Annotated in this window: 9 protein-coding genes; 3 read left to right on the plus strand and 6 right to left on the minus strand. The window is 70.1% G+C overall.

Going from position 1 to position 10,765, the window contains the following annotated elements:
• Positions 1 to 87: 87 nt before the first annotated feature.
• The 5 genes from VDQ18_RS20760 to VDQ18_RS20780 form a co-directional block, all read right to left on the minus strand.
• Complete coding sequence (locus VDQ18_RS20760; protein ID WP_323022782.1) at positions 88 to 1,998, minus strand: TRAP transporter fused permease subunit; 1,911 nt, start codon at positions 1,996 to 1,998, stop codon at positions 88 to 90.
• A 4-nt stretch (positions 1,999 to 2,002) separates the two neighbouring features.
• On the minus strand, positions 2,003 to 2,926 hold the full coding sequence (locus tag VDQ18_RS20765; protein ID WP_323022783.1) for a TAXI family TRAP transporter solute-binding subunit: 924 nt from the start codon (positions 2,924 to 2,926) through the stop codon (positions 2,003 to 2,005).
• Positions 2,927 to 3,093: 167 nt separating this feature from the next.
• Positions 3,094 to 4,068 carry a D-2-hydroxyacid dehydrogenase family protein gene (locus VDQ18_RS20770; protein WP_323022784.1) on the minus strand — a complete coding sequence of 325 codons (975 nt, stop codon included), beginning with the start codon at positions 4,066 to 4,068 and terminating at the stop codon, positions 3,094 to 3,096.
• Between the two features lie 77 nt (positions 4,069 to 4,145).
• Complete coding sequence (locus VDQ18_RS20775; RefSeq protein WP_323022785.1) at positions 4,146 to 5,933, minus strand: gamma-glutamyltransferase family protein; 1,788 nt, start codon at positions 5,931 to 5,933, stop codon at positions 4,146 to 4,148.
• On the minus strand, positions 5,933 to 6,991 hold the full coding sequence (locus VDQ18_RS20780; RefSeq protein ID WP_323022786.1) for an AbrB family transcriptional regulator: 1,059 nt from the start codon (positions 6,989 to 6,991) through the stop codon (positions 5,933 to 5,935). The genes VDQ18_RS20775 and VDQ18_RS20780 overlap by 1 nt, the downstream gene beginning before the upstream one ends.
• Positions 6,992 to 7,058: 67 nt before the next feature.
• Between VDQ18_RS20780 and VDQ18_RS20785 the strand changes: the two genes are divergently transcribed.
• Entirely contained in the window at positions 7,059 to 7,736 is a 678-nt protein-coding gene (locus tag VDQ18_RS20785) for a GntR family transcriptional regulator (RefSeq protein ID WP_323022787.1), read from the plus strand.
• Here VDQ18_RS20785 and VDQ18_RS20790 read toward each other — a convergent pair.
• Positions 7,733 to 8,584, minus strand: coding sequence for an alpha/beta hydrolase (locus tag VDQ18_RS20790; protein WP_323022788.1), 852 nt, complete (start codon positions 8,582 to 8,584; stop codon positions 7,733 to 7,735). The genes VDQ18_RS20785 and VDQ18_RS20790 overlap by 4 nt on opposite strands.
• Positions 8,585 to 8,677: 93 nt before the next feature.
• On the opposite strand from VDQ18_RS20790, the gene VDQ18_RS20795 reads away from it, so the two are divergent.
• Together VDQ18_RS20795 and VDQ18_RS20800 are read left to right on the plus strand one after the other, a co-directional pair.
• On the plus strand, positions 8,678 to 9,607 hold the full coding sequence (locus VDQ18_RS20795; protein WP_323022789.1) for an AEC family transporter: 930 nt from the start codon (positions 8,678 to 8,680) through the stop codon (positions 9,605 to 9,607).
• 58 nt (positions 9,608 to 9,665) lie between these two features.
• A partial coding sequence (locus VDQ18_RS20800; RefSeq protein ID WP_323022790.1) for a cytochrome-c peroxidase occupies positions 9,666 to 10,765 on the plus strand: 1,100 nt, incomplete at its 3' end.

Raw genomic sequence — 10,765 nt, forward strand, 5'->3', positions numbered from 1 at the left:
TTCGCGGCTGAAACGCGCCACTGGCGCGTTTCCGAGACGCCGCTCACCCCCCGCCGCTGGTCGCCCGAGGCACGAGGGCGAAACCTCTCAGCTCTGCGCCGTCTGCCGCCAGACCATCGCCCCCAGCAGCCCCAGCCCGACGCAACGCGCCGCCAGCACCAGCGGCTCGACCGACAGCACCGGCGCCGGCCAGAGGACCAGCGCCGCGCCGACCAGTGCCGCCAGCCGCCAGAGCCCCGGGATCGGCGCCAGGAACCAGCCGCCGAAGGCCAGCGTCAGCCCGGCGATCCCAGCCGTGGCCAGCGCCGCCGAGGCGACGATCTCGCCGCCCGAGCCGACCATCAACAGCCCCGGCATCGTCGCAAACAGGAACGGCACCAGCAGCTTGACGAAGCCCAGCCGCACCGCCTCGACCGCCGTCTTGTTGGCGTCCGCGCCGGAAATCGAAGCCGCGGCATAGGCGGCCAGCGCCACCGGCGGGGTGATGGCCGACACCAGCCCGTAGTAGAAGATGAACATATGCGCGACGACCGGTTCCATACCCATGCGGGTCAGGGCCGGGGCGACCAGCACCGCCAGCAACAGATACGCGGCCGAGGTCGGCAGGCCCATGCCCAGGAAGAACGACACCAGCGCCGTCAGGGCCAGGAGCGCCAGCATCGAGCTGCCCGCCAGATCGACGATCGCGCCCGAGAGCATCAGCGCCAGCCCGGTCAGGTTTAGCACGCCGATCACGACCCCCGCCGCCGCGACCGCGGTGACGATGGGCAGCGTGGCGACCAGCGTGTCGCGGCAGACCTGGATCAGGGCGATCAGGCCCACGCGGGTCTCCTTGCGCCAGGGCGAAATGACCAGCGCCACCACCATGCACAGGACGGCTGCCTTGGTCGGCGTGTAGCCCAGGGCGAGGAAGCCGACCAACCCGATCAGCGGCAACAACAGATAGCCGCGTTTCAGCAGGGTTTCCTTGAGCAACGCGAATCCCGCCTGCGGGTCGCGGTCGAGGCCTAGCCGCCCGGCCTCGGCCCAGACGGCGATCATCAGGGCCAGCACATAAAGCAGCCCCGGGATCAGCGCGGCCAGGGCGATGGTCGCGTAGGGGACGCGGATGATCTCAGCCATGAGGAAGGCGGCGGCGCCCATCACCGGCGGCAGGATCTGCCCGGCGGACGAAGCCGCAGCCTCGATGGCGCCGGCCAGCGTGGCGGAATAGCCCGCGCGTTTCATCAGGGGGATGGTGAAGGTGCCCGTCGTCACTACATTGGCCACCGCCGAGCCGTTGATCGTGCCCAGCATGGTCGAGGACAGCGCCGCGGTCAGGCCCGGCCCGCCGCGCATCCGCCCGGTCAGGCCGCGGGCGATGTCGACGAAGACCTCGCCGGTGCCGATCTTCATCAGGAGGCCGCCCAGCAGCGCGAAGAGGAAAATGTATTGCACGGCCACGCCCATCGGCAGGCCGAAGATCCCCTCGGTCGAGAGCATCAGCATCGAGGCCAGCCGCGTCAGCGTATAGCCGCGGTGCCCGTATTCGCCCGGGATCAGGTCGCCGAACATCGCATAGCCGATGGCCAGCGCGACCAAGAGCAGCAGCGCCCAGCCGACCGAGCGGATGATCAAGAGGACCAGCGCCGCCATCAGCCCGGCGAAGATCCACATGTCGAGGTCCTGCGCCATGCCGCCTCGGCGCACGATCTGGGCGTAGCTGTCCCAGATATGCAGCCCCGGCAGCAGGACCACGGGAGCCAGCGCATAGCTGAGCGCCCGCAGCCAGAGCCAGGGGGCCTTGAGCCCGACCAGCAAGAGCCCTCCCGCCGCGACCAGCGAGAAGAACATGGCCCGCAGGATCAGCGCCGTGATCAGGCCGAAATAGGCGCCGTAGATCACCAGCACCGTCGCCGCCACCGCAAGGGTGGCGACGAGGGTCGAGATCAGGGCGGTTTCACGGTTACTGCGCTGCGGCGCTTCCAGCCGCAGCGCATCGATCCAGGCGCTCAGCACCGGCTTACTGCGCCGCGAAATAGGCGTCGGCGCCGGGGTGCAGCGGGATCGGCACGTTGACCGCCGTCTCGGGCGTGATCAGTCGGGCGACACCATGGACCTGCCCCAGCTGGTCGAGGTGGTCGAAGACCGCCGCCATCATCCCCTGAACCAGCGCCGGGTCGGCGTCCTCATGGGTGAAGAGCGTCGCCGGGTCGTTGATGACCAGCGTGTCCTCGGTCACGTCGGGGTAGGTTCCGGCCGGGATCGTGTAGAGCTGGTAGAACGGATATTCCTGCACCATGGCGGCGACCGAGGCGTCGTCCACGCCCAGGAGCACCATGTCCTCCCGCGCGTCGAGGTCGATCAGCGCCGCGACCGGGGCCCCGGCCAGCACCACGGCGGCGTCGACCGTGCCATTGGTCAGCGCATCGACGCCTTCCGAATAGGACAGGTATTGCGCGTTGTTCTCGTCATAGACGCCATAGGCCTGCAGCAGGCGCTCGGCCAGCACCGCGGCGTTCGAGCCGGGCGGGCCCATCGAGATGCGGTGCCCGGCGAGGTCGGCCATCGAGGTGATGCCGGTGCCCGCGGTCGTGGCGATCTGCAGCACGGCCGGATAGAGATAGGCCATCGCCGCGACGGGCTGGGGATCGCCCTCGAAAGCGCCGGTGCCGGTGGCGGCCTCGTAGAGCGTCGAGGACGAGGAGAAGCCCATCTCCAACTCGCCCGCGGCGGTGCGGCGGATGTTCTCGACCGAGGCGCCGGTGACTTCGGCGCGGGCAGTGGTGCCCTCCATGTGTTCGGTGATCAGGTCGGCCATGCCGGCGCCGATCACGTAGAACAGCCCGCCGGTGCCGCCGGTGCCGATCGAGACGCGCTGCTGGGCGGCGGCGGGCAGGGCGACGGCAGCGGCAAGGGCCGCCGCAAGAAGAGTGGCGTGTTTCATCGAAATCCTCCCTAGGGTTGGGGTCGCGGCACCGGACGGGGCCGGTGGCGCGTCGTGCGTGTCAGTCATCCAGATATCGAGGCGCTTGTAAAGCTGACCGGGCAGGGGGCCGGGTGATCGCCCGGCAGGCGGGCAGTCTGGCGACGGGCGGGCTGAAAGGTCAGACGTCAGCGCGTCCAGACCTCGGGGTTGATCATGTGCAAGGGCGTCCCGGCAGCGAAGGCGTTGATCTGGTCATAGATGTCGGAAAATTGCAGGTCCAGATTGTCCTCGGTGACGAAGCCGATATGCGGGGTGGCGATGACCCTCGGGTGATTGACCAGCGGGTCATGCGGATCGGTCAGCGGCTCGCGGTCGAAGACATCGAGGGCGAGGCGGCCGGGACGGTCGCTGGCCAGCGCCGCCTGCAGCGCCCCCGGCGCGACCAGCGCGGCGCGCGAGGTGTTGAGGAAACTGGCGCCGGGCTTCATCGCGGCAAGATCGGCGCTGGTGACGATGCCGCGGGTCTCGGGCGTGAGGCGGATGTGGAGCGAGACGACATCCGAGGTGGCGAAGAAGGCCTCGCGGCTTTCCGGCACCTGTTCGCCCGCCGCTGCGGCCCGGGCACGGCCCTCTGCCGAACCCCAGTATTGCACCCCCATGCCGAAGGCGCGGGCGTAGACCGCCACCTGCCGGGCGATCCGCCCGTAGCCGTAAAGCCCCAGCATCCGCCCGGCCAGGGTCTGCCCCGGTGCCCGCTGCCAGAGCCCGGCGCGCAGGCTGGCATTCTGGTTCAGCAGGTCGCGCGCGCAGGCGATCATCAAGCCGAAGGTCAGTTCGGCGGTGGCGATGGAGGGCGCGTCGGCGCCCATGTCGGAGCACAGGAGCACGCCGTTGCGGGTGCAGGCAGCGACGTCGATATGCGGATAGAGCGAGCGCTGCGAGATCAGTCGCAGCCGGGGCAGCCGGTCCAGCAGCGCCGCGCCGATGGCGGTACGCTCGCGGAACAGAACCAGCGCTTCGGCCTGCTGCAGGCGCTCGGCCAGCGTTGCCGGATCCTCGACATGGTCGGTCCAGATCGTCACCTCATGCTCGGCGAGTTTCGCGAAGGAGGGGAGGCGGCGCAGCGTGTCGTGCCAGTCGTCGAGGATATGGACTTTCATCGCGGACCTTGGATCAGGGGGCGTAGGATGGGCAATATTGCCCATCCTACAAGGGGTTGTCGCCGCGGCACAGGGTCTCAGCGCCCGGCGGCATAGGCCTGCATCAGCCGTGGTGTGGCGGCGGCTTTCATCATCCCGTCGGGCCGGTGGCTGACGGCGGTCAGCCGCCCGGCCGACCAGGGCGCGGCGACCTGCAGCCGGTGGCCGCGGTCGCGGAGCGCCTGCAGCGTGGCGGCGGGGAAGGCCGGTTCGGCCAGCAGATGCGCGGGGGCGAAACCGCGCGGGTCGAAGCTGGCTTGCAGGTGGTCGGTGTGAAACAGCGGCGCGTCGATGGCCTGCTGCAGGTTCATCCCGTGGTGGATGACGCGCAGCAGGAAGGCCACCTGCCATTGGTCCTGCTGGTCGCCGCCCGGCGTGCCATAGGCCAGCCGCGTGCCGTCCGGCGCCCGGGCGAAGCTGGGCGAGAGCGTGGTGCGGGGGCGCTGGCCGGGTTTCAGCGAGGTCGGCAGTCCCTCGTCCAGCCAGAACATCTGCGCCCGGGACTTGAGCGGCATCCCCAGCCCCGGGATCACCGGCGAGGATTGCAGCCAGCCGCCCGAGGGCGTGGCCGAAACCATATTGCCCCAGCGGTCCACCACGTCGAGATGCACGGTATCGCCCGGCTTCTTCAGATGGCCCATGGTCGGCTCGCCCACGCCCGGGCCCCGGTGGCTGTCGCGCCCGGCCAGCCAGTGCTGGCGTTGCCGTGCGGCCCGGGCCAGGGGTTCGGCCCCCGGAATGGCGCCGGGGCGCAGCTCGGTGCTGGCCGCGTCGCCGATCTCGGCCCGGCGCCCAGCGGCATAGGCGGGAGACAGCAGGGTCTCGGCCGGGATGCCGGGCCCGTCGCCGTAATAGGCCTCGCGGTCGGCGAAGGCGAGTTTCAGGGCCTCGGTGGTCAGATGCACGAACGCGGGGCCGAGCGGGTCGAGGTCCGCCAGCGGGTCACCCGCCAGAATGTCGAGAACCTGCAACTGGACCGGCCCCTGCGACCAGAAACCGCCCTTAAAAATCTGCCAATTTGCATGATTTGTGCTGAGCACAGGGTCGTAACTTGCCCGCCATCCGGCCATGTCCTGCCCGGTCAGCACGCCCTTGTGGCGCTGGCCGCTGGCGTCCATGACGCAGGCGTCCCGCAGGTAATCGTCGATGGCCCCGGCGATGAAACCCTGCGCGAAGGCGTCGCGCGCGGTGTCGATCTGGGCCTCGCGCCCCCGCACGCCCGCCACCTCGGCGCAGAGCCTCTGCCATGTGGCGGCGAGGCCGGGGTTGCGGAACAGGGCGCCCGGGGCAGGCACGGCGTCGTGCGGCAGCCAAGTGGCGGCGGACGTCGGCCATTCGGCGCGGAAGAAATCCGCCAGCGCGGCGATCTCGGCGCTGATCCGGGGCAGGAGGGGCACGCCCTGCGCGGCGTAGTGGATGGCGGGGGCCAGAACCTCGGCCAGCCTCCAGGTCCCGTGGTCGCGCAGCATCAGCATCCAGGCGTCGAAGGCGCCGGGGATCACCGTGGCCAGCAGGCCCGAGCCGGGGATCAGGTCCAGCCCCTCGGCCCGGTAATGGGCGATGGTGGCGCCCGCGGGCGCCGGGGCCTGACCGCAGATCATCGTGGGTTCGGCATCGGCATGGGGCCAGATCAGCGCCGGCATGTCACCCAGCGGCCCGTTCAGATGCGGCTCGGCCACATGCAGCGCGAAGCCCATGGCGACGGCGGCGTCGAAGGCATTGCCGCCACGCTCCAGCACCGACATGCCCACGGCGGTGGCGATCCAATGGGTCGAGGCGGTCATCCCGAAGGTGCCGCTCAACTCGGGCCGCGTGGTGAAGGTCATCATCCCTCCTTGCGGTTCACCCGCATCAGCCGGGCCGCGATCGGGGCGCCGGTGATGACCAGCAGGATGCGCAGCACATGGTGCACCACGACATAGCCCAGATCGGCGCCGACGACGATGGAGAGCACGGTCATTTCCGCCTGCCCGCCCGGGGCGAAGGCGAGAAACGCCTCGAGCGGCGGGGCGATGCCCATCAGATGCACCAGTTCCGACATCAGCGCGGCCAGCATCGCCAGGATGACCACGAAGCCGACCCCCGCCAGCACGTCGCGCCGGATCTCGGTCAGGGTGATGCCGGTATAGCCGACGCCGATGGCCGAGCCGATGAAGAACTGCGCCACATAGATCGCCTCGGCCGGGGGGCGGTGGTGGATCAGGCCCATCAGCGACAGCGCGCCGGTGACGATCAGCGGCCCGAGGATCGAGGCACCGAACAGGCCGATCTTCTCGCCCCCCTTCCAGCCGATCAGCGCGGCGGCGGCCATCAGCGCCATCTCGGCCAGGGGCAGGTCGCGGGCCGGTTCGCCGACCGGATGGCTGAGCGAGGCGCCGAAGACATGGACGATGAAGAAGGGGGCGACGGTGACGATGATCAGCACGCGGGTGGCGTGGATCAGCGACAGGGTGCGGGGATTGGCCCCGGCCTCGATCCCGAAGACGATCATGTCCTGAAGCCCGCCGGGCATGGCCGAATACCAGGCGGTGGCCGGATCATAGCCCATGCGGCGGAAGAAGGGCACGCCGATCAGCCCGATCAGCCCGATATAGAGCGGGATCAGCGCCACCGAGGCCAGCATCGACGGCAGCGAGGCGATCAGCGCCGGGGTCAGCGTGGCGCCCACCGCGACCCCGAGGATAGTGCGCGCGCCGACGCCGATCTGCCCGGTGCCCCTGAGCGGCAGGCCGATCAGCGCCGCGATCAGGCAGGCGAACATCGGCCCGAACAGGAAGGGCAGCGGCAGGTGCAAGAGCCAGAAGGCCAGCACCCCCAGCAGGGACAGGGCAAGGGTCAGAAGGCTGCGCTGCAGGGGCGGCAGCGAGGCGACGAGGCGCGACATTTTGGGCCTATGAAGAACGGTTGTTGTGGCCTATTGTATACCAGTGGATGCAATCTGCAAGGTGCACATGCGAAATTCCGATCCGAACCCCGATCTGCCGCAGGGACAGGACGCCTATCGCCGTCTGTTGCTGGAGATCCGCGCGGGCGCCCTCAAGCCCGGCGACCGCCTGCTGGAGGTGGAACTGGCCGGCCGTCTGGGCATCAGCCGCACCCCGGTGCGCGAGGCGATCCGGCAGCTGGAGGCCGATGGCTTGGTGGTGCATGTGCCCCGCGTTGGCGCGGCGGTGCGGGGGCTCGATCCGGGCGAGGTGACGGAGCTTTACGAAATGCGGGGCGTGCTGGAAGGGACAGCGGCGCGGCTGGCGGCGCGGGCGGCCTCGGAGGTCGAGCGGCAGGAGCTGGCGGCGATCAACGCCGAGATGGCGGCGGCGCTGGGCGATCCGCCACGGATGTACGAGCTGAACCGCCAGTTCCACGCGGCGCTGCTGGATGCGGCGCGCAACCGCTATCTGGCGCGCTCGGTCGCGGGATTGCAGAAGACGCTGCTGCTGCTGGGCCCGACGACGCTGGAGGGCGAGGAGCGGGCGCGCGGCGCGATCGAGGAACATGCCGAGGTTCTGGCGGCGCTCGATGCCCGGGACGAACTGGCGGCCGAACAGGCAATGCGGCGGCACGTGGCCGCGGCGCATGCGGTGCGGCTGCGGCAATTCCGCAGCCGCCCGGCCGACGACGTGCCGGATTAAAGGCCGCGGATCTGCGCGGCGATGCGCCGGGCGATGGCGGCGTGATGGCGCTCGGGCAGGCAATGGCCGGTGTCTGGCAGCACCATCAGTTCGGCCTCTGGGATGCCCTCGGCCAGTGCCTCGCCATTCGGCAGAGGCAGGATCGGATCGCTGTCGCCGTGGATCACCAGCGTCGGGCAGGAGATGCGGCGGAAGGCGCCGGTCCAATCCTCGATCACCGACAGCGTGGCATGGTTGAACATGCTAGCGGGGCTCCGGGTGCGGGCCAGCACGCGGTCGACGCGCGTCGCCTCGGCCTCCGCGTCGAAATCCGCCCCGGCGCAGAGGCGTTCGGTTTCCAGCAGAAAGGCGGCGACGGCGGTGCGGTCGGTCCAGTCGAGCGTACCAAGGGCGCCGAAATGCGAAAGGAACGCCTCGGACAGGCCGGGCAGGTCCGGGCCATCCCAGCCCAGCGGTTCCGAGGCGATCAGCGTCAGCGAGGCCACGCGCCCGGGCCAGCGCAGCGCCGCCATCTGCGCCAGATAGCCGCCCAGCGACATGCCGACCACCGGCGCGCGCGGCAGCTCGAAAGCATCGAGCAGGGTGAGGATATCGCCCGCCAGAGTCTCGACCGTGTAGCTGGCCTCGCCCGGCGGCAGGGTGGTCGAGCCGCCGGTATCGCGGTGGTCGAAGCGGATCACCCGCAGGCCCTGAGCCGCCAGCGTCCGGCAGAAGGCGTCGGGCCAGCCGAGCATCGAGGCCGTGGCCCCCATGACCAGCAGAAGCGGCGGATCCTCGGGGTCGCCGAAACTCTCGGCGGCGAGGGTGAGCGTGTCCTGGGTGACACTATGTGCGGTCGGTTCTTGCATGGCGGAAGGATAGTGCGGGGGCGGGGCAGAGCAAATCCCCTCGTCGCCCGTCCCTTGCGGTGTTAAGGAACGCCCAGACAGCGGAGCGCCCTCATGATTGCCGTGATCCTCACCACCCTGCCGATCTATCTGACGATCATCGCGGGCTATATCGCCTTTCGCAGCGGCTATCTGCAGGCCGCGCATGTCCCGGCGCTGAGCCAGTTCACGCTGAAGGTCTGCCTGCCGGCGCTGATCCTGTTCGCCATCGCCCTGCCGCATGGCGAGGTCGGGCTGAACCTGCCGTTCCTGCTGGCCTATGCCGGGGGCTCGCTGCTGACGCTGGGGCTGGGCTATGCGCTGCTCAGGGTGAAACTGGGGCTGGAGCGGCAGCAAAGCTGGGTCTTGGCCCTGGGGATGGCCACGTCGAACTCGGGCTTTCTGGGCTTTCCCATCGCCAGCCTCGTCTTCGGCGAACAGGGCGCCGTGGTCTTTGCCATGACCATGGTGGTGGAGAATGTGCTGATCATCCCGCTGGCGACGATCCTGGCGCTGCTGGCGGGCGGGAGCGAAAAGGGGCTGGGCGCGCTGATCCGGGGCGCGACGAAGCCGATGCTGCGAAACCCGCTGCTGATTTCCGTGGTGGTGGCGCTGGCCGTGCGGTTCACCGGCCTGCCGCTGGGGCAGGCGGGCGAGCGCGCGATCTCGGCCCTGGCGATGGCGGCGGCACCGGTCGCGCTGTTCGTGATCGGCGGCACGGTGGCGGGCATGTCGGTCAGCGGGCATTGGCCGCGGGCGATCTCGGTCGCGGGGGTGAAACTGCTGCTGCATCCGGTGCTGGTGGCGGCGGCGCTGATCCTGATTCCGGGCGTCCCGGTCGAGCTGGTGCCCGTCGGCATCCTCTTTGCCGCGCTGCCGATGGTCACCGTCTTCCCGATCCTCGCCGCGCCCTTCGCGCAGCGCGAGGTGGCCTCGACGGCACTGATCGTGACCACGCTGGCCTCGGTGGTGACGGTGACCCTGGTGCTGGCCAGTCTGACCTGATCTGTTGCGCGACGCCCCTCCGGCTGGCACTGTGTGCGCTAACAGGGAGGGGTTCGTGATGCGCATGTCGGGCGTTGTGCTGGGGGTCGTGGCCTTGGCGGGAATCGCGGCGGCGGCCAGTGACGCGCCGCCCGCGCTGCCCCGGGCGCCGAGTGACGCGGATTTCCGCCCCGTGCGGATCGAGGAGGCGCGGCTGGGGCAGTTGCTGTTCTACGATCCGATCCTGTCGGGCAACCGCGAGGTCGCCTGCGCCACCTGCCACCATCCGGCCTTCGGCACCTCGGACGGGCTGTCCCTGGGGCTGGGCGACGGCGGGCGGGGGCTGGGGCCGCGGCGGGTCGCCGATCCCGACAACCTGCCCGAGGAACGCGTGCCGCGGAACGCGCAGGCTTTGTGGAACCTCGGCGCGCTCGAATACCGCTCCATGTTCCATGACGGGCGGGTCGAGGTCGACCCAAGCCGCCCCAACGGCATGCGCACGCCTTTGGATGAGGACATGCCGGTCGGTTTCGCCTCGATGCTGGCGGCGCAGACCATGTTTCCCGTGGTCTCGCCCGACGAGATGGCCGGGCATTATCAGGAGAACGAGATTTCCACGGCGGTGCGGCTGGGCATGATCTCGGGTCCGGACGGCGCCTGGGCGCGGCTGACGGCGCGGGTGGCGGCGGTGCCGGAGTATGCGGCGCTGTTCGCTGAGGTCTATCCGGAGGTGGCGGCGGGGCGGCCCATCGCCTTCACCGATATCTCAAACGCCATCGCCGCCTTCATGGAATTCGAGTTCCGCTCGGATACTGCGCCCTTCGACGCGGTGCTGCGGGGCGAGGCGACCATGGCGCCCGAGGCGGCGGCGGGGATGGCGCTGTTCTATGGCGAGGCGGGGTGTTCGACCTGTCACGCCGGGCCGTTCCTGACCGACCACGGCTTCCACGCCATGGGCGAGCCGCAATTCGGCCCCGGCAAAGGCGCAAGGTTCGAGACCCATCACCGCGACGAAGGGCGGTTCCGGGTGACGGGGCAGGCGGGCGATTGGTACGCCTTCCGCACACCGGCGCTGCGCAACGTGGCGCTGACCGCGCCCTATGGCCACAGCGGGGCGCATCGGACGCTGGCCGGGTTCCTGGCGCATCACACCGATGGCGGGGCGGTGGCGGACTACGA

Source organism: Pararhodobacter sp. (assembly GCF_034676075.1).
GTDB lineage: Bacteria > Pseudomonadota > Alphaproteobacteria > Rhodobacterales > Rhodobacteraceae > Pararhodobacter.

Bases quoted from the DNA above. Each gene is read 5' to 3' on its own strand.
- VDQ18_RS20765 (WP_323022783.1), bottom strand. From the start codon at position 2,926: ATGAAACACGCCACTCTTCTTGCGGCGGCCCTTGCCGCTGCCGTCGCC.
- VDQ18_RS20770 (WP_323022784.1), bottom strand. From the start codon at position 4,068: ATGAAAGTCCATATCCTCGACGACTGGCACGACACGCTGCGCCGCCTC.
- VDQ18_RS20775 (WP_323022785.1), bottom strand. From the start codon at position 5,933: ATGACCTTCACCACGCGGCCCGAGTTGAGCGGCACCTTCGGGATGACC.
- VDQ18_RS20780 (WP_323022786.1), bottom strand. From the start codon at position 6,991: ATGTCGCGCCTCGTCGCCTCGCTGCCGCCCCTGCAGCGCAGCCTTCTG.
- VDQ18_RS20785 (WP_323022787.1), top strand. From the start codon at position 7,059: ATGCGAAATTCCGATCCGAACCCCGATCTGCCGCAGGGACAGGACGCC.
- VDQ18_RS20790 (WP_323022788.1), bottom strand. From the start codon at position 8,584: ATGCAAGAACCGACCGCACATAGTGTCACCCAGGACACGCTCACCCTC.
- VDQ18_RS20795 (WP_323022789.1), top strand. From the start codon at position 8,678: ATGATTGCCGTGATCCTCACCACCCTGCCGATCTATCTGACGATCATC.